Origin of the sequence: Paenibacillus sp. FSL R10-2782 (assembly GCF_038592985.1) — a bacterium.
Classification (GTDB): Bacteria; Bacillota; Bacilli; order Paenibacillales; family Paenibacillaceae; genus Paenibacillus; species Paenibacillus terrae_C.
The window spans coordinates 2,269,365-2,293,647 of the sequence record NZ_CP151951.1; the positions used below are offsets into that span (position 1 = coordinate 2,269,365).

16 protein-coding genes, 1 pseudogene and 2 CRISPR repeat arrays (1 of these 19 running past the window's edge) are annotated in these 24,283 nt (G+C 44.1%); all 17 genes and pseudogenes read left to right on the forward strand.

Translation table 11 applies throughout. From position 1 onward, the window contains the following. The first annotated feature begins 6 nt into the window (after positions 1 to 6). The 17 genes and pseudogenes from NST83_RS10605 to NST83_RS10685 all read left to right on the forward strand — a co-directional run bounded on the left by NST83_RS10605 (position 7) and on the right by NST83_RS10685 (position 23,490). A complete protein-coding gene (locus NST83_RS10605; protein ID WP_342417540.1) occupies positions 7 to 849 on the forward strand; it encodes a hypothetical protein in 843 nt (280 codons plus the stop codon). Positions 850 to 854: 5 nt separating this feature from the next. Further along, positions 855 to 1,397, forward strand: a complete 543-nt coding sequence (locus tag NST83_RS10610) for a WXG100 family type VII secretion target (RefSeq protein ID WP_342417541.1) — start codon at positions 855 to 857, stop codon at positions 1,395 to 1,397. A 243-nt stretch (positions 1,398 to 1,640) separates the two neighbouring features. Beyond that, positions 1,641 to 1,916, forward strand: coding sequence for a WXG100 family type VII secretion target (locus NST83_RS10615; RefSeq protein WP_013309990.1), 276 nt, complete (start codon positions 1,641 to 1,643; stop codon positions 1,914 to 1,916). Positions 1,917 to 2,122: 206 nt separating this feature from the next. Further along, positions 2,123 to 4,147: a hypothetical protein gene (locus NST83_RS10620; RefSeq protein ID WP_342417542.1), complete on the forward strand. Its 2,025-nt coding sequence runs from the start codon at positions 2,123 to 2,125 to the stop codon at positions 4,145 to 4,147. A gap of 67 nt (positions 4,148 to 4,214) precedes the next feature. Then, complete coding sequence (locus NST83_RS10625) at positions 4,215 to 4,967, forward strand: vWA domain-containing protein (RefSeq protein ID WP_137062802.1); 753 nt, start codon at positions 4,215 to 4,217, stop codon at positions 4,965 to 4,967. Positions 4,968 to 4,979: 12 nt separating this feature from the next. Then, positions 4,980 to 5,813 (forward strand): hypothetical protein, encoded by an 834-nt coding sequence (locus NST83_RS10630; protein WP_342417543.1) that lies wholly within the window; start codon positions 4,980 to 4,982, stop codon positions 5,811 to 5,813. A 247-nt stretch (positions 5,814 to 6,060) separates the two neighbouring features. Further along, positions 6,061 to 6,870 carry an SDR family NAD(P)-dependent oxidoreductase gene (locus tag NST83_RS10635; RefSeq protein ID WP_342417544.1) on the forward strand — a complete coding sequence of 270 codons (810 nt, stop codon included), beginning with the start codon at positions 6,061 to 6,063 and terminating at the stop codon, positions 6,868 to 6,870. Positions 6,871 to 8,322: 1,452 nt separating this feature from the next. Further along, positions 8,323 to 9,449, forward strand: a protein-coding gene (locus NST83_RS10640) for an IS3 family transposase (protein ID WP_342417454.1) whose coding sequence is annotated in 2 segments (ribosomal slippage) — positions 8,323 to 8,572 and positions 8,572 to 9,449 — 1,128 coding nt in all. Because the reading frame shifts where the segments join, the coding sequence is not laid out codon by codon here. A gap of 101 nt (positions 9,450 to 9,550) precedes the next feature. Further along, positions 9,551 to 10,408 (forward strand): annotated as a pseudogene (locus NST83_RS10645) (IS3 family transposase); the annotation flags it as partial. 688 nt (positions 10,409 to 11,096) lie between these two features. Further along, positions 11,097 to 13,586, forward strand: coding sequence for a CRISPR-associated helicase Cas3' (gene cas3 / locus NST83_RS10650; RefSeq protein WP_342417545.1), 2,490 nt, complete (start codon positions 11,097 to 11,099; stop codon positions 13,584 to 13,586). Positions 13,587 to 13,699: 113 nt separating this feature from the next. Continuing rightward, positions 13,700 to 14,419 carry a type I-C CRISPR-associated protein Cas5c gene (gene cas5c, locus NST83_RS10655; protein WP_342417546.1) on the forward strand — a complete coding sequence of 240 codons (720 nt, stop codon included), beginning with the start codon at positions 13,700 to 13,702 and terminating at the stop codon, positions 14,417 to 14,419. Next, positions 14,416 to 16,371 (forward strand): type I-C CRISPR-associated protein Cas8c/Csd1, encoded by a 1,956-nt coding sequence (cas8c, locus tag NST83_RS10660; protein WP_342417547.1) that lies wholly within the window; start codon positions 14,416 to 14,418, stop codon positions 16,369 to 16,371. The genes cas5c and cas8c overlap by 4 nt, the downstream gene beginning before the upstream one ends. A 57-nt stretch (positions 16,372 to 16,428) precedes the next feature. Continuing rightward, positions 16,429 to 17,304 (forward strand): type I-C CRISPR-associated protein Cas7/Csd2, encoded by an 876-nt coding sequence (gene cas7c, locus NST83_RS10665; protein WP_342417548.1) that lies wholly within the window; start codon positions 16,429 to 16,431, stop codon positions 17,302 to 17,304. Beyond that, positions 17,291 to 17,950 carry a CRISPR-associated protein Cas4 gene (gene cas4, locus NST83_RS10670; protein WP_342417919.1) on the forward strand — a complete coding sequence of 220 codons (660 nt, stop codon included), beginning with the start codon at positions 17,291 to 17,293 and terminating at the stop codon, positions 17,948 to 17,950. The genes cas7c and cas4 overlap by 14 nt, the downstream gene beginning before the upstream one ends. Beyond that, the gene (gene cas1c, locus NST83_RS10675; protein ID WP_342417549.1) at positions 17,947 to 18,978 is read left to right on the forward strand and encodes a type I-C CRISPR-associated endonuclease Cas1c; all 1,032 of its coding nucleotides are present in this window, start codon (positions 17,947 to 17,949) and stop codon (positions 18,976 to 18,978) included. The genes cas4 and cas1c overlap by 4 nt, the downstream gene beginning before the upstream one ends. A gap of 8 nt (positions 18,979 to 18,986) precedes the next feature. Beyond that, a complete protein-coding gene (gene cas2 / locus NST83_RS10680; RefSeq protein WP_137062834.1) occupies positions 18,987 to 19,277 on the forward strand; it encodes a CRISPR-associated endonuclease Cas2 in 291 nt (96 codons plus the stop codon). Between the two features lie 181 nt (positions 19,278 to 19,458). Then, positions 19,459 to 20,774: a CRISPR direct-repeat array (repeat unit 33 nt; unit sequence GTCGCACTCTGTATGGAGTGCGTGGATTGAAAT). Between the two features lie 166 nt (positions 20,775 to 20,940). Further along, positions 20,941 to 23,490, forward strand: coding sequence for a LamG-like jellyroll fold domain-containing protein (locus NST83_RS10685; protein WP_342417550.1), 2,550 nt, complete (start codon positions 20,941 to 20,943; stop codon positions 23,488 to 23,490). Positions 23,491 to 23,869: 379 nt separating this feature from the next. Next, positions 23,870 to 24,283: a CRISPR direct-repeat array (repeat unit 32 nt; unit sequence GTCGCACTCTATATGAGTGCGTGGATTGAAAT); it runs 628 nt beyond the window's last position.

A 24,283-nucleotide genomic window follows, 5' to 3' on the forward strand; every position in this document is an offset into this window, starting at 1 on the left:
CTCATAATGTTAACGTTTCAAGCTTCCAAGCAGAAGTTAATAACCCTCAAGTCGAAGGAGCTTTTTTTCCTGGCAGGCATATTGGGTTCTGACAGACTGCTTGGGGTGGAAGATCCGTTTAAGGGCTATCTGGCAGACGAGTTGGCGGAAGAGTGGGAGCGGGTAAAAGCCTCTCTTCTGGAAAAAGGTTATCTAAAGCGGGTAGATGAGGGCACTGAGTTGGCCATGCCCCCTACCGTTTTTTCAAGGGTTGCTATCGCGGGATTATCTAACCGGGCTTGCCACATACGTTATGAACGGGGCGGCAAGCAGTTCGAAGGTTACCTCCATTGCACGAACGAGCGTGTCGTGGAGCTAGTGAAATCCGTTGATGAACCTGATGAGTACCGTCTGTATGATCTGGGTAATGTGGAGAAGGCTTGCGAGACATTGATTGATAAAATGGGCTGGGTAGATCGGCTTGTGCCTGAATCACCTGCGCTAATGTTCTCCAAGCAGGCATTTAATGAAATTTACAAGCAATCTGCAGGAGAGAGTGTCTCTCAGATTAACAGCAAACTGACTGAGGCAAGCGGTGATGTAGAAGGTTCTACGAGACTTGCCCAATCATTGAGTTCCCGTATAGCCGAAGGGGAATTGCAATTGCTGGTCTGGAACGGCAGGGAGTGGGAATCACAGCGGGTTGCCTTTGTCCTGTGTCCAATGATGAACTGGATATTTCGTATGAGCTCTAATGGCAACGGAGATTGGCTTATTGCAGCCATGGCATCAAGAGATCAGTTTGTGGATTTATTATTGAATTGGTTGAGACAGTCGGCAGTGAAAGAAGAAGCGACAGAAGAAGGGTGATGGATATGCGCATTCGAGTTGAGCCGGATGTGCTTCGGGGGCTTAGCGGGCAGCTACAGCATGCGGCGGAGCAAATTCAACAGTTAACAGCAGGGTTGGAGCAGGCGTTACAATCGTTTGATTGGGATGTATCTGCGCGTGAGTCGGTCTTGAATCATTGGATGCAGGCCAAACGGATGTCGGAGCAGATTCATGCTTACCTCCATACATCAGGGATACAACTGAATCGAAAGGCAGAAGAGTTTCAGTCTGTTGACCACAACTATCATACGATTCTGTCATTTGCCAGCCAACCATTAGGACGACCAGTCACGATGCTGGATTGGTCGAATCAACAGTCACCGTCTATTTTGCCTAGTCAACCCTCGGAAGGAAGCAGCGGTCCGATTTCGGACCCGCAGTCTGTCGTGAATGCTATTGCTGGTGTACAGTCGTCGTCGGATGCAGGTATGCTGAATCAGGATATTTTAAAGCAGGCGTCTTCCAGCAATCCACAGGAATGGTATTTTGCTGATCCAGCTATAGTTAAGGATCAGCCTGTCGCTTAGTAGATTCCCGGGACTCTCATGCCAGCCATGAGGATTCTATAAATTCAGTTTATAGAATCCTGATTTTTTGGGACTTATTAGGTACTGATTCTATTGATATTATACTGTTAGATGCTGTTTTATAGTCAAAAAGTGTGGTTATTACAATTAGGACCTTCGCCTTTTGTAGGAAATTAAATAAACATAGTACAATTTGAACCAGTTAAACAATACATTTTATTCTCATCAAGGAGGACTCATAATATGGCGGGACGCATTTTAATTACCCCGGAGCAGGTTGATCAGGTGGCTAACCAATTTAAACAAAGCGGCGAACAAAGCCAGCAGATCGTTTCCAGCTTGACACAATCCATCTCAGGTATGGAAGGTCAATGGGAAGGTATGACTAAACAACGCTTTTTTCAAGAGTTTCAGGAAGCCAGCAAGCAAATGCAAGCTTTCGTAACGACTTTGAACAGCATCAGCCAGGAACTGACGGCTATTGCTAACAAATTCCGTACCGTTGACCAAACGAAGTAAGATGCGTGATAAGCATCACCCTATAATATACCACTCTATGAGGAAACAATATGGATGAACCCTCTTTATGGTTTGTACATTTGGTATAGTGGTTATCAGGAAAAACCGGGCGATCTTCGGACACCCGGTTTTCTTGCCATCCACAGATTGTATATAATAGAGTGAGGAAACTAGCATACTGAACGATGTAAGGAGAGGGATGTTCCATGTCTTTTCAACCGAATCCGGGAGACGAATTGATCATAAACGGCACAGCCTATGTGATTGGGCGACATCCTGTTGCACCCGGTTTGGCTTATGCTCAAGCAGGGCGGCAGGGGATCGTATACCAGCTCAATGCCAAAAGCGGAGCGCCGCATGAGGCTAAAGCCCTTAAAGTGTTTTTTCCAAAGTTCCGTATCCCGGCTATGGTTTATCAATCTGAGCATATGGAAGCCTACGGGGATATTTCCGGTTTGCAGGTATGCAAGCGTGATGTGCTCACTCCAGAAAGAAACGGAAGTCTGATCGCCGAGCAGCCTGATTTGTTATATGCAGTGCTGATGCCATGGATTCATGGGACGACATGGTTCGATTGTCTCACAGCTCAGCAGCAGCTTGAGACTTCCGATAGTCTGGCTTTGGCCCGGGCGCTGGCAGGGATCGGTTCAGCTATGGAGCAAAAAGGACTAGCGCACTGTGATTTATCTGCGCCGAATGTCATGCTTCCGTTTTTTTCTGAAGTGGAACTGCCTGAAGGCACATCAGCTGTAGAATTGGTCGATGTGGAACAAATGTACAGTACCAAAATGGATCGTCCGGATGCTCTATTGGCGGGTTCGCCGGGGTATGCTGCGCACCGAACCGTTCACAGCGGATTATGGAGCGCGTATGCGGATCGTTTTGCAGGGGCCATTATTATTGGCGAAATGCTGGGATGGTCAGACCGTGTGGTGGTCGATAAAGCGTGGGGCGAAAGTTATTTTGACCAGCATGAAATGCAGACGCCTTGCGAACGTTATTATATTTTACGCAAGTCGCTGGAAGCCCGTTGGGGAAGCAAAGTGGTGGAGCTGTTTAGCCGTGCCTGGGACAGTCAGGATCTGAGCAGTTGCCCTACCTTTGGTGAATGGCTGGTTGTACTCAATGCACTTACCGAGCAAGAGATTCCTGTTGAAGTAGAGACGGTGGAACCCGAGGCGACAGAGGCAGCAGCATTAGCTACTGGCGAGTCCGGGGAAGCCGCATCCTCCTTGGTTGCACCGCTCCAAGCGGAACAAGCTGCGATACTGAACCAGGCGGTCGAGGAGCAAGGAGAGCGCGGGGTGACGGACAAGCTGTTCCGGCAGGCGCGTGAACTGGAGAAGCAAAACAAGCCTGCTGCGGCCCTAGAGGTATATCGGTCGTTGTATCATTTTGTAGAAGACGGCAGCCCTCTGCATGTGGAGGTATCGGCTGCCATTATGGGGCTGGAGGAACAGTTGAACCCCAAGCCGCCTGAGCAGCCTGAAAAATCAGCAGCCTGGTACCGCTCCAAAACGTTCATTGTGACAACGGCGGCGGCTGTCGTTCTGCTGGCTGTTGGCATTCCAGCCGTGAATATTCTGGCGGATCAGTCCAATCAGCGGCAAATCGAGGCAACCAAACAGGAAGAAGCCGCAAAGGCGGCGAAAGCGAAGCTGACTGCCGAGCAGGAGGCCTCTCAAAAGGCACTGACGGAGAAGCAGCGGCAGGAAGCTGAGCAGCAGGCCAAACAACAGGCTCTTGTTGCCCAAAAGCAGCAGGAAGAGCAGAAAAAACAACAGGCTCTTGTAGCTCAGCAAGTCAAATATGAAGCCTATCTTGCTCAAAAGGAGCAAAACAAGCAGGCGGCCGCCAAGCTGGCAAAGCAGAAAGCGTATGATCAGCAGGCGAAATACGAAAAATATTTAGCCTGGAAAAAGAACGAGGCTGCCCGCGCAGCGCAGGAAGAGGCAGCACGTAAGGCGGCGGCAGAGGCGAAGCAAAAGCAAAAAGCATCAATTCATGCAAGTAACAAACAGAATGTTCTCCAGCTTATTTCCCTGTATAACAAGGCTTATGCTTCTCAGGAGGGCGGAAGCACGGCGAAGGCGAAGGGGTTTGCCAATCGTTTTAGAGCGTTGTACGAAAGTAATTCTTCCTATTATCGTTCGGTAGGCGAAGTCGGGTACCGGGCTTCCTCTATCTATAACTTTTTAAGCGATACGAATTTTAGACTGCCTAAAATTTAATTTTTTTCATATTTTAATATCTTGGCACAAGATGATAAAAGGTAACTGAGGGGAGCGTGTGCAAACGATGAATTATACCATACAGGCTTCTCAGCGTACCCCCGCCCTGATCATTTACCTGATTGACATTAGCGCGTCAATGAACATGCTTATGGACGGGCGGCGGCGAATTGATGTTGTCTATGAAGCCATATCACTGGCGATCCGGCAGATGGTTTTCCGTTCAACTAAAGGGAATCGGCTGACTGCACGCTACCGGATTGCGATTTTGGCCTATAGTGACGACGTATATGATCTGCTCAACGGTGTGAAGGGGATTGATGAAATCGCAGCGATTGGTTCGTTGCCCGACTTGACACCCAAACGATTTTCAGATTCGGCAAAAGCTTTTTTGCAAGCCGAACGTATTTTACAGGCGGAGCTGCCGGAGATGCAGGATTGCCCTGCGCCTTTGGTTTGTCATATGACAGATGGTGTTTCCACAGGTGATGATCCGGAACCGATTGCGAAGCGTATTATGAGCATGAGCGTACCGGACGGCAATGTACTGGTGGAAAACATATTTTTATCGGACAGATTACTGGAAACGCCTATTCAGGATCCCCGTCGCTGGAAAGGTCTTACGCATAATACGCCGTTACAGGATGAACATGCTGTGAAATTGCGTAATATGTCTTCTGTACTTCCTGAAAGCTATCGGGAAATGCTGTTTGAGGCAGATTATCAGCTAGGTGAGGGAGCAGTTATGATGCTGCCTGGAACCTGTCCAGAACTGGTATCCATTGGTTTCCAAATGTCGGCCGCAACGCCTGTACGGTAAGGAGGTAAACGCATGAATCCACTGCTGTCTCTGCTCTCCACGAGCAAAAGGAAGGGAATAAATGCACGGCTGGCGCAGCATTTTGCCTACATAAGCTCTCAGACGGGCGATCAGCCACTATCGACTCATCATAGCCGCTTTATGTGCCGTTATGGTTACGGAAGATCTGCCGAATCTGCCAGTATGGGTGAAAGCGGACAGGATTTCGCCGCAGTGCGTATTCATAAATCCGTCTGTTGTTTTGTTCTGTGTGATGGTGTCGGGCTTAGTTACCAGGGAGATTTTGCAGCCCGCTATTTGGGTTCCTCTTTGCTGGATTGGATGGAACAGGGGCAGGATCTGTCTGCCGATAAGCTGGGGTTGTACCTCGAACGTTTGGCAGGCACGGCTGCGGAGGAACTGGATCGGCAGCCTCTGCATCATGAATCGGGGTTGATGCGTTCGGTGCTAGAGGATAAACGTCGTCAGGGAAGCCAGTCGATGTATATTTGCGGTAAAATCGAGCTACCGAAGCGTGGTACCCGCGGGCGTCTCAGACTTGCCTGGCAAGGAGATTCACGATTGCGGCTATGGAACGGTTCGGAGGAGATCAGCCAATTATTTGATCATACCTTCTCTACAGCGGAACGCTGGTCCACAAGTCGTGGCCCGATTGGAGGTAAACCTCATTGGTACGAAAGAAGCATAGTAGATATGCCGATGAGATTGCAGGTATACAGTGACGGATTATCTGATTTGGACCCTATTCGTGAGCCTGTCCCTGATGAGCAGATACAGGTTTTGCTGGATGCCTCCCATACGGGAGGGCTTGATGATGATGCTGCATTTATTGAATTGCAGTGGTAAGCGGAACAAGAAAAGGACGTAAGCATCCATACTGATGGCTGTATAACGTCCCTTTTTTGCTGAATACATAGAAAGAAACTAACGGTCAACAAGAAAGCGGAAGAAAAGAGGCGATAATGGTGTGTGATGTGTCCTTTTCACGAATATCGTAACAGAATAGCAAAAAATGCGTAAAAATGGTGATTATAAAGTAACCCTTTTTGGGTAATCTTGTGATAATACAGGATACTGAAAGGGAGCGATACATATGAGCTACACATTGGCAGGAGGCGCGCGCTTTGAATGCAAAACGGCTCTGATCACGGGGGCTGGTTCTGGTATTGGCAAGGCAACGGCTATTCAAATGGCCAGAGAGGGAGCGAATGTCGCTCTTTTTGATGTCAGTAATGAACGGATTGTAGAGACGGAGAGAGAGATTAATGCTATACGTGAAGGTGCCGCTCGGGCCTTTGACGTGGATATTGCCGATCCGGTGCGTGTGGAAAAAGCGGTTTTGGAAGCGGTTGAACTGTTTGGCGGACTACATATCATTTTTGCCAATGCGGGGATTAACGGGGTTGTCGGACCGATTGAGGATTTGAGCATTGAGGATTGGCGGCAGACGCTGTCTACGAATCTGGATGGTACTTTCCTGACAGTAAAGTATACCGTACCACATTTAAAAAAAAACGGTGGCGGCAGCATTATCATTACCAGCTCTATTAATGGAAATCAGCGCTTTACCAGCTTTGGAATGTCAGCCTACAGTACGTCCAAGGCAGGTCAAACCGGATTTGCTAAAATGGCTGCGCTAGAGCTGGCCAAGTTCCGTATCCGTGTCAATGTCATCTATCCCGGAGCGATTTCGACGAATATTGACGAAACTACGGAGAAATCCGAAAGGTTAAAGCAAATTACCATCCCCGTTCAATTTCCCGAAGGAGGGCAGCCATTGGCTGATGGGCCTGGTCAACCCGAGCAGGTAGCTGATTTGGTAACATTCCTGGCCTCCGATCATTCGCGTCATATCACTGGTGCGCAAATTGTGATCGACGGGGCAGAGTCTTTATTGTTTTAGCTCTAAAGAATTCTCTGTGAGGGAAAAATGTTTTGTGGTATCCTGAGTGTAATGCCTTGGTTAAGGTGCGAATGTGAAGCTCACATAAAAACCCCGGGTCCTTCGCACCTCGAAATTTGTCGAAAAGTATTCAAATTAGCTTTCTTCGGTAGAAGTCAATGGTTGATTCAAGCTTTTTTGGCATCGTTTTTGCGAAAATGTATGGAATTGATATCATTAGAGTATCAATTGCTGTATTTTCGCCGTCGCACTCTATATGAGTGCGTGGATTGAAATGCTATCGCTTGCTGGAGGATTTTAAAGCGGGTAAGAGTCGCACTCTATATGAGTGCGTGGATTGAAATTGCTGTCATTTCTTCATCCTCCGTTTTATTTATTTTGTCGCACTCTATATGAGTGCGTGGATTGAAATTGGTGAGGTGAGACAATGACGGACATACAGTTTAGTCGCACTCTATATGGAGTGCGTGGATTGAAATAATTTCTCGGGTTTATGCTACTTGTAAATTTTTACGTCGCACTCTATATGGAGTGCGTGGATTGAAATCGAATAGCAAAGCTCTTTCGGACTTATATACTGCTTCGTCGCACTCTATATGGAGTGCGTGGATTGAAATTGTGTATGATGGTAGTTGTCCAGACTCACCTATCGTCGCACTCTGTATGGAGTGCGTGGATTGAAATCAGCCTGATCGATAGAACGGGCATATACGGTGTTGTCGCACTCTATATGAGTGCGTGGAATAAAATTAGGATTTATATCCGTACATGCAACCTATATATAATCTCCAGAGGAAAACCTCCGGGGATTTTTTGTTATATTGATTCGCATATCAAATTCTTCTGATATTTCGTTTTTTGGAAGCAAACTGTTAATGATTATTAAAATAAGAAAGCCTTTGATTCTTATTTTAATAGTAATGGTAAATGGCCTTATCTCAGTAGGGAAGTTCATACACTCTATACATCAAAGAGGTAGGGATTTACAGATGGTGGAAGAAAGTTGCGAGAAGTATAGTAGCAATAGTGCGTTACATTTACTGGATTATCTGTTTAATACACGATCTAAGGAGTTCAAAACTTAATTTCAAGAAGTCGTAGCTAACCAGATTGTTTCCTATAGAAGTAATTCTGAACTTTAATGGTGAACTTGATAGGAAGTTAATAAAAGGAGTTGGAGAAAAACGGACAGGAACTTAAAATTATTTTGTGAAGAGTCACAGAGGGTCAGGAGGAAAGGCGGAAGTTATGTTTTAAAAAGAAATGAAAAAACCCGCCATGGGCAGGCTCTAAAATATAGTTCTATAGTTTTCAATCCACGCTTTTCAGCGACATGTCGAGTGTACCATAAATCGTTAGTGTGAAGCAATGGATCGGCTACACTCTTCTAGACAGAAAAATTGTGGTCTAATATAGTAGACTACAGACCAACCTAGAAGGAGCAAATGGACGATGACTAAAAAAGAAAGACGTACCTTTAGCGCTGAATTTAAAGCACAAATGGTTCAACTCTATCAGAGTGGTAAACCGCGAAAGGATATCATTCAAGAGTATGATTTGAATCCTTCATCGTTAGATAAATGGGTGAAACAGAGTTCCACATCTGGATCCTTCAAAGAGAAAGACAACCGAACTCCAGAGGAATTAGAACTGATCGAGCTTCGAAAACAGAACAAGCAACTGCTCATGGAGAATGACATTTTAAAGCAAGCCGCGCTGATCATGGGACGAAAGTAAATGTCATTCGCCAGAATAAACATAAATACTCGGTATCAGCAATGTGCGACGTCCTAAAGCTCCCTAGAAGCACCTATTATTATGAAGAAAACAAAGTGGAAGTGACATCGGAGGATGAGCTTCCCTCCCTGATTATGGACATTTTTCAAAGCAGCCGACAAAACTATGGTACGCGTAAGATAAAAAAAGAGTTGCACCAACAAGGCTTTACGGTATCCAGGCGGAGAATAGGACGAATCATGAAAGAATATGGGCTGGTTTCCTCGTATACGATCGCTCAGTACAAGCCTCATCCCACGAAATGCAATGAAGCCAAGCAAGCGAATGTATTGGACCGGAAATTTGAGCAAGAGCAGGCGTTATCTGTCGTCGTAAGCGATCTGACGTACGTTAGAGTAGGTTCATATTGGAATTACGTATGCTTCTTTGTGGATCTGTTTAACCGCGAAATTATCGGTTACAGTGCGGGGGCACACAAGGATGCCAAGCTGGTTTACCGTGCTTTGGCTTCGATTAAGGGCAACCTGAATGACATTCAGCTCTTCCACACGGACCGAGGCAATGAATTCAAGAATAAGCTCATCGACGATGCGCTGGAGGCTTTTCAGATTGAGCGTTCCTTAAGCATGAAAGGCTGCCCCTATGACAACGCCGTTGCGGAAGCCACGTTTAAAATTTTCAAAACGGAGTTTGTGAAGAAACGTCATTTTGAAAGTCTAGCTGAGCTAACCACAGAATTACATGACTATGTGCACTGGTTCAACCATATTCGGATTCACGGTTCTCTGGAGTACTTGAGTCCGGCTGAGTTCAAGCAGAGGCACCATAAAAAAGTTGTCTAGTTTAGTGTTGACAATCCAGATAGATCGGCTACACTTAGCTGGACAATAAAAATGAGGGCTTGTAGAATAAACCTATCATCCTAAGGAGCGGATCATTTACAATGCCAAAACAACGACGTACGTTCACAGCAGAGTTTAAAAAGCAAATCGTGCAACTCTACGAAAACGGAAAATCCCGAGTGGATATTGTGGAGGAATATGACCTCACCGCATCGGCTTTGGATCGCTGGATTAAACAAGGCCAAACGACAGGCTCTTTCTCCGAGAAGGACAATCGTTCGCCAGAAAAAAATGAACTTATCGCTTTACGTAAAGAAAACCAACGTCTCAAAATGGAAAACGATATTTTAAAGCAAGCCGCGCTGATCATGGGACGAAAGTAGCTATCATCCAGAACAACCGTGATAAATACTCGGTATCAGCAATGTGTGACGTCCTGCAAATCGCAAGAAGTACATTCTATTATGAAACGAAAGAAGAAGTGAAATAGTGACGAGATCACCGAAGCTGTTGTGGACATTTTCCACAAGAATCGAAACCCCTATGATACACGAAAAATCAAAGTCAAACTCCAGGAACGCGGGCTCATCATGTCTAGGCGGCGGATCGGTCGAAACATGAACGAACAGGGACTTGTTTCAATTTACACGGTAGATAAGCCCAATAAAGCCGATTGTAACGAAGATGCTATCAGTAATACATTGAACCGCGAGTTCTGCCAAAACACTTTGTGGTCAGTAATCTAACTTATGTGAAAGTCCCAGAACCAGTGGCACTATATTTGCGTGCTGGTGGATTTGTTTAATCAAGAAATCATCGGTCTTAGTGCAGGTCCTCGGAAGAACGCTGCTCTGGTTGCTCGCGCTTTTGCGACGGTGAAGGGCGATTTACGCGACATCCAGTGGTTTCACACGGACCATGGGAGTGAGTTTAAAAATCAAAGCATGGATGAACTGCTAAATTTTCTGAGCCTTTGATTTACTGTTGACAATCCAGGCTATGTTTTAAGAACGTAGTTTTCTAACTGAATTATTTGAAGAAAATGAAGTAGGGAGTGTAGAAGTTTAAAAATCTACACTCCATTTTTTTAGGATCAACTATGACCACTCTTTTTGTAGATATTGTAAATCTTCGTTGTATCTTCTAATAGTTTCTTCTATGGTGTCACGAACAATGGAGGGGGAGTTATTATTCAGAAGTTCTTTTCTAATTCTTTAATATCTTTCTGTAATATTGAAATTAGTTTCATTTTTTCAGATTTGTCCATATAGTCATAGATTCGTCTCATCATCTTGTCCTATAATTTTTAAATTTATAAATTAGCCATGAGCTACAGGGGGGTCTGGCGTTCGAATAGCTGGTCCTAATCTTCAATCCGATTGTAAGATTTTATTTATGTGAAATTATTTCAATCTTAAAAATCAATGATCAAATGACGATAAATAATATAAATGTTTACATAATAAGAATATTTTCACCATAACTTAGAGATATTATTTATCAATCTCTATATAATCTTTATCTGGTAATAGGTCAAAAAGGAGTTATCGCTATCATATACATTTTATTTATGCTTTTTTGGCTTCCGATGTGGCTAGTGATTACTTGGAAAAGACTATTTTTAAATAAATTTAGAGGAGTGAAAAAATGGACTATATCGCCCACATACGGGAAAGTGACCAAAAGATTCAGACGATAGCCGAACACTTGCTAGAGACTCAAAAATTAGCAGAATCTTATGGTGCCAAAATAGGTATTCGACATATTACCGGACTCGCTGGTATGCTGCATGACTTGGGCAAATACACAGAAAAGTTTCAAGATTACATACGTTTGGCGGTGCAAAATCCTGACAATCCACCGAAGCGGGGAAGTGTAGATCATTCCACGGCTGGTGGAAAGCTGTTATACAATCTCTTTCATATCCCCCCTCAAGGGACATTTGATCAGCAGGATTTTATGAACAAGGCACTATTATCCGAAGTTGTAGGAAATGCGATTATTTCACATCATGCCTATTTGCAGGATTTTTTAGATCCTGATCTGGAATCAAAATTTTTGGATCGGGTGCGTGACCGGGAATTAGAGGGATTTGATCATGCAGTCTCCCTTTTTTACGAGCAGGTGATGAAAAAATCTGAATTCTATCATTATGTCAATCAAGCAGGGGCCGAGTTGGCTGAGTATATGCAGCGGGATCATAGTCCAGACGTTGAACTCCAAATGATGTTCTTATCCAAGTTTGTGTTCAGTGCTTTGATTGATGCGGATCGCACGAATACCCGCTGTTTTGAAGAAAATAAGAGTATGGACGATAAAAGTACAGATGAATCTATGAATCGCCAACAGCTATTCCAAACGTATTATAACAGACTAATGGAGCGTATTAACGCTCTGCAATCAGGAGAGGATGCCAACACATCCATTAATCTGCTTAGAAAACAAATGTCCGAGCAATGTGAGCAATTTGCAGACAAGCCTTCCGGCATACATACTCTTTCAATCCCTACAGGGGGTGGAAAAACGCTGGCTAGTCTGCGTTATGCCCTAAAACATGCGGTCACATTTGAAAAGAAGCATATCATATACGTGGTTCCATTCACGACCATTATCGAACAAAACGCACGGGAGGTTCGTGAAATAATACAAGATGACGGCAACCTTCTGGAGCACCACTCCAATGTGGTCATGAATGAAATAGAGGATATAGACGGTGAGCGGCATGAGCTTGAAGATGTTGTGGTGAACACGCAGCAAAAATTAAAGCTGGCCAAGGATCATTGGGATTCAGCAATCATTTTCACGACCATGGTGCAATTTTTAAATGTGTTTTACGCAGATGGCAGCAGAAATATCCGTAGACTTCATAATTTGAGTGAGTCGGTTATTATTTTTGATGAAGTCCAAAAAGTCCCCACACACTGTATTTCATTGTTTAATCAAGCGCTGAATTTTTTGAAAACGTATGCCTCTTCCAGTATTGTTCTTTGCACGGCTACGCAACCGGAATTGGATTTTGTTCACAACAAGCTGGACATTGAACCGGATGCCGAAATGGTACATGAACTTGATCATGTCATTGAATCGTTTCAGCGGGTTGAAATTGTGGATAAAGCAACGGACGTGAACATGAATACGGAGAAACTTGCCGATTTCGTTGAGCAAAGACTTGCTGATGAATCAAGCCTACTTGTTATTCTCAATACAAAAGCGGTGGTCAAAAATTTATACCGCCGATTAAAAGAAGGCAATAGTACAGCTCCAATTTACCACTTAAGTACATCCATGTGCCCCGCCCACCGCAATGATATATTGGAGCAAGTGAAAAAACATTTGAAGCATAAAGAGCCTGTCGTTTGCATCAGTACACAATTGATTGAAGCGGGAGTAGATATCAGTTTTAAGTGTGTGATTCGGTCGTTGGCTGGTTTGGATTCTATTGCTCAGGCAGCGGGCAGATGTAATCGCCACGGAGAAGATAACAAGAAGCAAGTGTATGTCATAGATCATGAAGAAGAAAATCTCAAGCGTTTAAAAGAAATTAAGATCGGCAAAGAAATTACTAGAAAAATGTTCATTGACTTAAAACGTGACGAAACTTGCTTCGGAGGTAATGTATTGTCAGCACAGGCTATGGAGGTATATTTCCAAAAATATTACACCGAACTGGCAATAGATTTGAACTATTTTGTACCTAAGCTAAGAAAAAATATGACTGAACTATTATCTGCCGATCGCAGTGAAAATACGTATTATCGCTCTTATTACGATGAGAAGGGTAGGGTTCTTCCCCTATTCTTAGCGAATAGCTATAAGACAGCGGCGAACCATTTTCAAGTCATTGAGGATCATACGACAGCTGTAATTGTTCCATATGGGAATGGAGAAAAAGAAGGAAGAGAAATTATCGCTGATCTCAATGGACAGCAAAGCATAGATGATCTTACCCGTTTGCTGCGCAGGGCGCAACCATTCACCATTAATATATCTCACTTTGAGAAAGAACAACTGGATCGAAATAAGGCGCTAGTTTCTTTTCTGGATGGAAAAATATTGGCTTTAACCGATGGGGCCTATCATGATTGTTATGGTATTAACCTTGAAAATGATAGTCCTCTTAGTGATTTTGTCCTTTAACATGGCCTTTATTGGGACTCAGGACTTATCTTTTACGTTGACTGACTATGACGAAAGTAATATTCTGGTATTGTATGTAGAAAAAATAGGAATAGAAAGGAGGATTATGCTAGTTGAGAAACGCAATCGAATTCAAAGTGTATGGAGACTATGCACTGTTCACAGACCCGCTAACCAAACTTGGTGGTGAGAAATTAACGTATAGTGTACCAACCTATCAGGCGCTAAAAGGGATCGTAGAAAGTATTTATTGGAAACCCACCCTTACGATGATTGTTGACAAGGTTCGTGTACTAAAGCCTATTCGGATGGAGTCCAAGGGGATTCGGCCCATTGAATACGGCGGCGGTAATACGCTTGCTAATTATACTTACCTGAAAGACCCGTGCTATGAGGTTCAGGCTCATTTTATTTTCAATCCGCATCGTCCCGAGATGGAATATGATCGTAACGAAAACAAGCATCACAATATACTCAAACGCTCCTTACTGGCGGGTGGACGCAGAGATATTTTCCTGGGCACACGGGAATGCCAAGCTTATGTAGAGCCATGTGTTTTTGGTGAATCCCCCGGTTTCTATGATAATTATGGAGACATTCATTTGGGAAATATGGTGCATGGAATGAACTACCCGGATGAGACAGGTCGAAATCAGTTGGAGGTGCGCTTGTGGAATCCTGTGATGAAGGACGGGGTCATTGAGTTTATTCCACCGGAGAAATGCCCACAAGTTCGTATCATAGGCGAAATGCAGTCCAAACAATTTGCTGAAAATAACGTTCAATCCGCAGACGAGCTGCTTGCAGAGTGGGAGGGGTGGGGCATGAAATGAGCTGGCTGCTAAATCTATATGAAACGTATGAATCCAACCTTGACCGTGTTGGTGTGATTGAGAAGAAATACAATGATCGTGAATACACGCTCCTGCCCATCTCCCACACGACCCAAAATGCGCAGATTGAAGTAGAGATTACAGAGCAAGGTGATTTTCATTCAGCTAAAGTGCTGGATAAAGACGATTTTAGCACATTGATTCCTTGCACGGAGAAATCAGCCAGCCGGGCTGGCTCTGTCGTAGCACCTTATCCGCTGCATGATAAATTAAGCTATGTTGCCGGAGATTTTGTAGCTTATGGAGGAAAAATTAAAAAAGAAGAACCATTTGCTGCTTATATTCATCAGTTGGAAGGTTGGGCTACTTCAAAATATGCGACTCCCAAGCTGAAAAGCATCTATCGTTACTTGAGCAAGCGCCAACTGATTCAAGACTTGGTAAACGCGTCTATTTTATATCTCGATGAGGATCAGAAATTACTAAGTAAATGGGACAAGAAGTATGAGCATTTAGCTGCGGAAAAACCACGTATATTTACGGCAGTTCCCGGTGAACTGGAGAGCGTATTTATCCGTTTTAATGTCTATTCACCAAATCAAGCGTTAACTAAAGTATGGCAGGATAAAGAGCTATTTAATTCATTTGTTGGTTATTACAGTAAGTTGCTAGGCGAAGAAGATATTTGCTATGTAACTGGGAACCAGCTCCCCAGCACAGATAAACACGCTAATAAAATCAGAAACTCCGGGGACAAAGCGAAGCTGATTTCTGCCAATGATACGAGTGGGTTCACATTCAGGGGACGGTTTGCCCATAGTCATGAAGCAGCAAGCATCAGTTATGAGGTATCCCAAAAAGCTCATAACGCCTTAAAGTGGCTGATTCATCGTCAAGGTAAAATCATGGATAACCGTGTTTTTCTAGTCTGGGGTAATGATTCCGCTGATGTGCCTAACCCTACTGACAATGAAAACATTTTTGCAATGGGCTTTGGTCTTGAATCATCCAGGCCAAAAGCAATCAAAAGCCATACCAACGAAGAGATTGCCTTTGATCTGGCCAAAGCACTAACTGGCTATAGCCATAAACTAGCTGTCAAATCGGCTTCCAAGGCCAAAGTTAATATTCTTGTGCTGGATTCAGCAACAACGGGACGGATGGCTGTACTGTATTATCGGAATTTGGATAAAGCATTGTATTTTGACAAGCTGATTGACTGGCATTCCACATGCGCCTGGCTGCACCGTTACCAGAAGAATGAGCAAGGTGAGCTTTTACAATTTTGGGGTGCTCCGGCGACCAAAGATATTGCTTTCGCGGCCTACGGCCCTAAGGCGAATGACAAACTCGTTAAAGGTCTGATGGAACGAATGCTTCCATGTATCGTAGATGGTCGGCCCATTCCGCAGGATATTGTGAGGAGTGCTATTCACCGTGCCTCTAACCCGGTATCTATGGAAAAATGGGAATGGGAGAAGACACTGAGTATAACATGTGCATTGATTAACAAACAGGAGGGATACAGTGTGGCATTAGATAAAGAAAATACGGATCGTAGCTATTTATTTGGCAGGTTGTTAGCGATAGCAGATGTGATGGAGCGAAGTGCATTGGACAAGGAGGATAAGCGATCCACTAATGCCATACGGTATATGAGCGCATTCTCACAACATCCTGAAAGAACCTGGAGGACCATTCAGAATGCCCTGCAGCCACATCAGGCTAAACTTGGAAAACGCTTAAACTATTACTCCAATATGATTGATGAAGTAGCCTCAAAAATACCCATGGATGAATTCAATAACAAACCGCTAACCGGCAAGTATTTGCTCGGCTTGTATAGTCAACGCTATGAAATCTATCATAACAAGGATAAAAAGAATCATGAGGGCGATACCACAGGAAATGACGACGACCAAGACAGCGACATCCCAGATGTGAAAAAATAATACTGATCATCAGAAACGTTAAAAATATAGAGTTTACATTCAAAGGAGAATAATAACATGTCTATTTTGGATCATAAAATTGATTTTGCAGTTGTATTGTCTGTCACGAAAGCAAATCCCAATGGCGATCCGCTGAATGGTAATCGTCCACGCCAAAATTACGATGGCTATGGCGAAATTTCGGATGTGGCACTGAAACGGAAAATAAGAAATCGTCTGCAAGATATGGGAGCGTCTATTTTTGTTCAATCTAATGATCGGAAATTGGATTCTTTTAGTAGTTTAAGAGAGCGTGCAGATGCAAATCCTGAGTTGGAAAAATTTTTTAAGGGCAAGGAAGGTTCCAGCGATGAATTTGCCAGCATCGCCTGCCGCGAATGGATGGATGTTCGTAGCTTCGGTCAGGTTTTTGCATTCAAAGCGGCTAGTAAAGGCGCAGGAGTATCCGTCGGGGTAAGAGGTCCTGTATCTATACATACGGCTACCAGTGTTGATCCCATTGATATTACAAGTATGCAAATCACTAAAAGTGTAAACTCCGAACCGGGGAAAGAAAGAGGCTCGGATACGATGGGGATGAAGCATCGGGTGGATTTTGGTGTGTACGTATTTAAGGGAAGTATCAATACGCAACTAGCTGAAAAAACAGGATTTACCTATGAGGATGCAGAGAACATTCGGGAAGCCTTACAAACACTGTTTGAAAATGACGTGTCCTCCGCTCGTCCTGACGGTAGCATGGAGGTCCATAAGGTATATTGGTGGGAGCATCATTCCAAGATTGGACAATACTCATCGGCTAAGGTACACCGTTCTTTAAAGGTGAGATTGAAAGAAAATACAGACGAACTCAACAGATCTTTTGATGACCATTATGAATGCATACTCACACCACTTGAAGGCTTAGTGCCCCGTGAATATCCAGAACTATAACGAAGAGGATTATTTGCTGCTATCCGGTATTCAGCATTTTAACTTCTGTAGAAGACAATGGGCGTTAATTCACATTGAGCAGCAATGGGAAGAAAATGTGCGGACGATCGAGGGGGATCATTTACACAGAAAAGCCGATCAGCCGATGATTCGTGAGAAAAGAGGGGATAAACTCGTCGTACGCGCATTACCTATACACTCCAGAGAGCTTGGGATTACTGGAATCTGTGACGTCGTAGAGTTTGTACGGGATGCTCATGGGGTTCCGCTGGCAGGGGAGGAAGGGATGTACCTTCCTTTTCCTGTTGAATACAAGCGTGGCAAACCCAAACGAAATGATTCAGATCATTCTCAGTTAGTTGCACAAGTGATGTGTCTTGAAGAAATGCTCGTATGTGATATTGCAAAAGGTTACTTTTATTACGATGAGATCAAGCATCGGGTAGAGGTCATGATCACTGCTGCTGACCGTGAACGGGTGCGAGCAAGTATTCAGGAAATGCGGCATTATTTTGAGCGTAATCACACCCCTAAAGCTAAAGCGGGGCCACATTGCCAAAGCTGCTCGCTTCAACATATATGTGTGCCGGAAATTTTGAATAAAAGGTCTGTTTCCAGTTTCATTGAAAGCAGGATAGCTGAATGAAAAAATTACTGAATACGTTGTTTGTTACCTTGCCGGATACGTACTTGTCACTGGATGGGGACAATATTGTGATTAAACAAGAAGAGGCCATTCTGGCACGCTACCCGTTGCATAACCTGGAAGCTGTATGTACTTTTGGCTATGCAGGGGTAAGTCCGGGTCTGATGGGTGCTTGTGCATCACGCAATATAGATTTAACCTTTATGACGCGAACTGGACGCTTCTTGGCACGTGTGATCGGAGAGAGCCGTGGAAATGTGGTACTCCGAAAAGAACAGTATCGGATTTCCGATGATGACCAAAGAAGTGCTCTTGTAGCCAGAAATATGATTATAGGCAAGATATATAATAATAAATGGATTTTGGAGCGAGCGACAAGGGACTATCCCCTACGTATTGACGCTGATCGAATGAAAAAGGTGACTGCTTCTTTAGCAGGGGCCATGCAGCAAGTCCGTGAAGTGGAGGACCTGGACATTTTGCGTGGTTTGGAGGGTGCGGCGGCTGTACAGTACAATTCGGTTTTTGATGAGCTGATTTTGCAGCAAAAGAAGGATTTTTACTTCCACGGACGCAATAAACGCCCGCCGTTGGATAATGTCAATGCTTTATTATCCTTTGCCTACACACTTCTGTCCAACGATATGAAATCTGCACTTGAAGCTGTCGGATTGGATGCTTATGTAGGTTTTCTGCATAGAGACCGTCCGGGGCGAGCTTCGTTGGCATTGGATGTGATGGAAGAGCTTCGTGGAGTATATGCCGACCGTTTTGTTCTTACACTGATTAACAAAAAGTTGATTCATGGCAAAGGATTTTACAGGAAAGAAAATGGCGCTGTGATTATGGACGATGATACGAGAAAAATAGTATTGAAGGCATGGCAGGAACGCAAGCAGGAGAAGATTATTCATCCTTATTTGAATGAGAAAATGTCTTGGGGGCTTGTGCCCTATTCACAGGCTTTGCTCTTGGCTAGACATATTCGGGGAGATCTGGACGAGTACCCTCCATTTTTGTGGAAGTAGGTGTGATCTTGTTAATTCTAATTACGTATGATGTAAGCACAGTAGACAGGGAAGGCAGAAAAAGATTGGCCAAGGTTGCAAAAAAGTGTGTAGATCACGGACAAAGAGTGCAAAATTCCGTGTTTGAGTGCATTTTGGATTCGGCCCAGTTTCGCCGTTTGAAGTATGAATTAGAAGAATTGATAGACAAAAAAGAAGACAGCCTGCGTTTCTACAATTTAGGAGATAACTATAAAAAGAAGGTAGAGCATATGGGGGCAAAAGAATCTTACGATATGGAAAGCCCGCTGATTCTGTAAGGTGCGAATGTGAAGCTCACATAAAAACCCCGGATCCTTCGCACCTCGAAATTTGTCGAAAAGGATTAGAATCCACTTTCTATAATAGAAGTCAAGGGTGAATTCAAGCTTTTTTAGCATCGTTTTTTGCGAAAATTTATGGAATTGATATCATTAGGGTATCAATTTCTGTATTTTCGCTGTCGCACTCTGTATGGAGTGCGTGGATTGAAATAGCACAGACGTTTATAGACGACAAAAAGATATTAGTCGCACTCTGTATGGAGTGCGTGGATTGAAATAGCAATAGACAGTTTTAACAATGCCTTAATCGATGTCGCACTCTGTATGGAGTGCGTGGATTGAAATAGCAATAGACAGTTTTAACAATGCCTTAATCGATGTCGCACTCTGTATGGAGTGCGTGGATTGAAATCATCAGGAACAGCGCTCATCCGTTGCGTATCAGGAGTCGCACTCTGTATGGAGTGCGTGGATTGAAATTGTTTTACCCCGCTGTTTACTATCTTCGCCGCCTGTCGCACTCTGTATGGAGTGCGTGGATTGAAATAATTGTGCGGTCCTTACAAAGTTTTCGAAGATTGCCGTCGCACTCTGTATGGAGTGCGTGGATTGAAATCAAGGATTGCGGACGAATAGCTGACATGTCTCCAAGTCGCACTCTGTATGGAGTGCGTGGATTGAAATTATTTGGCGAACGAACTACTTTCGATCATCGAAAGTCGCACTCTGTATGGAGTGCGTGGATTGAAATATTAAAGGTCAGGAATAACGAGGGGCATCCCCTGTCGCACTCTGTATGGAGTGCGTGGATTGAAATCATCTCATCAGCAGTAGTAGTAATAGTATTTGGTGTCGCACTCTGTATGGAGTGCGTGGATTGAAATACATCAGAAATTGAATGTGCTTGGCAAATAGTTGAGTCGCACTCTGTATGGAGTGCGTGGATTGAAATATTCACTACGGTTGGTGTTCCCTGCTTGGCTGAGTCGCACTCTGTATGGAGTGCGTGGATTGAAATCGGCCAACAGGGTCGATTGTACGCCACCATAAAGTCGCACTCTGTATGGAGTGCGTGGATTGAAATAATCACTGAACAGATGTATCAGGATGCACTCATAAGTCGCACTCTGTATGGAGTGCGTGGATTGAAATCGCTATACGTCTGCCTCTCAGGGCAGCATTAAGTTGTCGCACTCTGTATGGAGTGCGTGGATTGAAATATCTGGAGAGAAGACTATAAAACGAAAGAAAACAAAGTCGCACTCTGTATGGAGTGCGTGGATTGAAATTCAAGCGGGCCTGTTTAGTCATGCCTAAAATTGCGGTCGCACTCTGTATGGAGTGCGTGGATTGAAATCGGTACATATGGTTAACGCTTGGGGCCAGTCCTGGGTCGCACTCTGTATGGAGTGCGTGGATTGAAATCAAAATATGGTATTATCATTGCTTTAAGAATTTAGTGTCGCACTCTTTACGGAGTGCGACCTTTCCATCACACACTGCGTCCATTTTAAACAAACTAGAAAACAACGCAAATCCTTTTATCTACTCAAAATATATTTTACAAATACCTTTATGATTCTTAAAAACATAAAGGTATTTACTGATCGATGTAGAATATATATCGCTGTACTCCAATTCCAGAGAGGGGCAGATGAGGATGAAAAGGCGGGTTGCAGCAAATGGAATCAAGAGAGGTTTTTTAATAACGTTAGCATTATTACTAATGATTGCAGGGTCTTCATTGGGAATGAGTGACGCTTCCGCTGCACTATCTGAGCAGAAGGATAAGCAGGATGCGCCCGCTTTTTCCGAGGTATCCGTTCATGATCCTTCCATCGTCAAAGACGGCGATACTTATTATGTGTTTGGTTCACATATTTCGGCGGCGAAGAGCAAGGATCTTCAAAACTGGACTTCTTTTGCAAACGGTTACACAACTCCGGGAAACACGCTTTTTGGGGATTTATCGAAGAATCTCGCAGGTTCCTTTGCTTGGGCAGGGGAAAATGATTCGGACAGCAAGGGAGGATTCTCGGTCTGGGCACCTGATGTATTTTGGAATGAGCATTATGTCAATGACAATGGGACAAAAGGGGCCTATATGATTTATTATAGTGCGTCTTCTACCTACATTCGTTCCGCGATCGGTGTTGCTGTTGCACCCCAAATCGAAGGTCCTTATCAATATGTGGATACGATTATATATACTGGTTTTACGAAGGACAGTGCCTACGACAAGGACAGCAAAGTGGATAAAAAATGGACCAACACGCCGATCCAACAGTTGGTTGATCAAGGCAAGCTGCAAGGTCCAAGAGCGGGATGGTTCAACGCAGATGGTTCTTACGCAAATAAAATGTTTCCGAATGCGATTGATCCAGCTATCTTTTATGATACAGAAGGGCGTTTATGGATGACATATGGATCATGGTCTGGGGGGATTTTTTTACTTGAGCTGGATAAAGAAACAGGAAAACCTATATATCCAGGTCGAGACGGAACGACGAAAGATGGTCGGCTGATTGATCGTTATTTTGGCACCAAAATTGCGGGCGGATATGGGGAATCAGGAGAGGGCCCTTACATTGAATACAACAAAGAGACGGGCTACTACTATTTATTTGTAACTTATGGCGGACTTGGCTCGGATGGTGGCTATAACATGAGGTTATTCCGGTCCCACAATCCGTCAGGACCTTATAAGGATGCCAAGGGGCAGAACGCCGTTTTACCTGCTAACACCAAGAATGCCGCTTTTGGCAACAAACTGATAGGTAACTTTTTGTTCAACAGTAAAATGGGTGATCCAGGCGAAGGAATTGGCTATGGTTACGTATCGCCTGGCCACAACTCTGCTTATACCGATCCTGATAACGGGCAAATGTTTGTTGTCTTTCATACCCGCTTTCCTCAGCAGGGAGAGAAGCATGAATTGCGCATACACCAGATGTTCATGAACCAGGAAGGCTGGCCCGTAGTAGCTCCTTACCGTTATGGTGGTGAGACTCTTACAGAGCTGGATGAGGGTCAAGTCGTTGGAGAATATCAGTATATCAATCATGGCAGTGATACGTCGGCGGCGATCAAGCAAGCGCAGTTTATTCAGCTAAAAGCAGATCACACCGTCACAGGTGAGCTACAAGGAACGTGGCGCAAGGTAGGAGAAACGAGTGTTCAGCTGACGCTGGAAGGCACCGTATTTGACGGAGTTTTCATTAGACAATGGGATGACTATACCAAGCAATATGTAATGACATTTACGGTTGTTTCCAAAACAGGGGAAATGGCCTGGGGGAGTCAGTTCGCTCCTTCGACGGATGCAACAGTGGTTGAAAGTGTATATGGCGATTTGGACCTCGGTGATACAAGTCGGGTAGTAGCCAATATATCCCTTCCAAAGCAAGGAAGTCGGCAAACTTCGATTACTTGGAAAAGTTCAGACCCGAACGTCATTTCTGATACAGGCGAGGTTAAACGTCCTGAAATCGGAGAAAAGGCTGCATCAGCAACCCTGACCGCTACCATTACCAAAGGGGAGAGCAGTAAGAGCAAAGCCTTTAACATCACAGTATCTCCTTATGAGATGGCAACGCTGACCGCACAATATAAATTTGAAAATAATCTTGAGGACAGTGAAGCTGCTTTTGCGAATGGTGAGGTCATCGGGGACCGGATTGATCGTGAAGGAGGAACTGTCACCTACACGGAGGGTACAAGTGGTCAAGCGGTCTTGCTGGATGGAAAATCTGGAATTAAGCTGCCCCAAGGGATTATATCCAGTTCTGCATATTCCGTGTCCCTGTGGGTTCATCCGAGTGAGCTGACGCTGTATACCCCCACTTTTTTCGGAGCTATGGATAGTAATCACTGGATTAGCTTGCTGCCCAAAGGTCCCGAGGGAGACAACGCGATGCTTTGGTCCGGTAGCTCGCCTTGGTATACCGGCAGCACCGGTATGAAAATCAAAACCAATGAGTGGACACACCTCGCCTTCACTGTAGACAATGGAGTGTTATCCGTGTACGTGAATGGCAAACCTCAGTTTGCAGGAACAGGATTTCCAGATGTATTTACATCCAAAGCAGGAACGTTCAGCTTGGGTGTTAACTGGTGGGACCCTGCCTTTAAAGGCGCTATTGATGAACTAAGTATATTCGCAGGGGCGCTTCCTCCATCTCAGGTGGCAGGGCTGGCCAAGGTGAAATGAACCTAGGCTGATAGATATGAGAAGTTGAGAAGAAGCATCTCCAGTGAGAGATTACTGTGTATGCTTCTTTTTTTGTGGTAGCATAACCAGAGCATGAGCTACAAAACATGAAATCATTTCTCTATAAGTGAGTTATCCAATTCATGTTATATGCACTTGTTGCCAAGCAAAAAGAATTATTTGAAGCGAGTTTTTTCAAGTGCGAATGTGAAGCTCACATGAATTCTCCAGGTCCTTCGCACCTCAGATTTTGTCGAAATCCTGTCGAATATGAATGATTTGTGAATGCATCATAAAGGGAATATGCTCTTTTTGATGCCGTACGCTCAAAATTACGCTAAAATGAACTGAAACGGGTTTGTTTTGACCCATTTTCGCTGTCGCACTCTATATGAGTGCGTGGATTGAAATTTTGCTTGTTTCCTTATTTACGACACAAATGCAGTCGCACTCTATATGAGTGCGTGGATTGAAATTAGCTTAGTTTTCTGACTTTATTTTTTGATATAAAAGTCGCACTCTATATGAGTGCGTGGATTGAAATCTTAGAAGTAACACTTTTTATTCAGTGGACAAGTTGGTCGCACTCTATATGAGTGCGTGGATTGAAATCGGTTCTCGGAGACCGACAATAAAGATTCGTTTGTCGTCGCACTCTATATGAGTGCGTGGATTGAAATTGGAAAAGTGGCCGCTAAGTGAAACATTTTTGGCGTCGCACTCTATATGAGTGCGTGGATTGAAATTTGATTATGAGTATTGCGGTAAATGCGGCAAGAAAGTCGCACTCTAT

Bases quoted from the DNA above. Each gene is read 5' to 3' on its own strand.
- NST83_RS10605 (WP_342417540.1), top strand. From the start codon at position 7: ATGTTAACGTTTCAAGCTTCCAAGCAGAAGTTAATAACCCTCAAGTCG.
- NST83_RS10610 (WP_342417541.1), top strand. From the start codon at position 855: ATGCGCATTCGAGTTGAGCCGGATGTGCTTCGGGGGCTTAGCGGGCAG.
- NST83_RS10615 (WP_013309990.1), top strand. From the start codon at position 1,641: ATGGCGGGACGCATTTTAATTACCCCGGAGCAGGTTGATCAGGTGGCT.
- NST83_RS10620 (WP_342417542.1), top strand. From the start codon at position 2,123: ATGTCTTTTCAACCGAATCCGGGAGACGAATTGATCATAAACGGCACA.
- NST83_RS10625 (WP_137062802.1), top strand. From the start codon at position 4,215: ATGAATTATACCATACAGGCTTCTCAGCGTACCCCCGCCCTGATCATT.
- NST83_RS10630 (WP_342417543.1), top strand. From the start codon at position 4,980: ATGAATCCACTGCTGTCTCTGCTCTCCACGAGCAAAAGGAAGGGAATA.
- NST83_RS10635 (WP_342417544.1), top strand. From the start codon at position 6,061: ATGAGCTACACATTGGCAGGAGGCGCGCGCTTTGAATGCAAAACGGCT.
- cas3 (WP_342417545.1), top strand. From the start codon at position 11,097: ATGGACTATATCGCCCACATACGGGAAAGTGACCAAAAGATTCAGACG.
- cas8c (WP_342417547.1), top strand. From the start codon at position 14,416: ATGAGCTGGCTGCTAAATCTATATGAAACGTATGAATCCAACCTTGAC.
- cas7c (WP_342417548.1), top strand. From the start codon at position 16,429: ATGTCTATTTTGGATCATAAAATTGATTTTGCAGTTGTATTGTCTGTC.
- cas1c (WP_342417549.1), top strand. From the start codon at position 17,947: ATGAAAAAATTACTGAATACGTTGTTTGTTACCTTGCCGGATACGTAC.
- NST83_RS10685 (WP_342417550.1), top strand. From the start codon at position 20,941: ATGAAAAGGCGGGTTGCAGCAAATGGAATCAAGAGAGGTTTTTTAATA.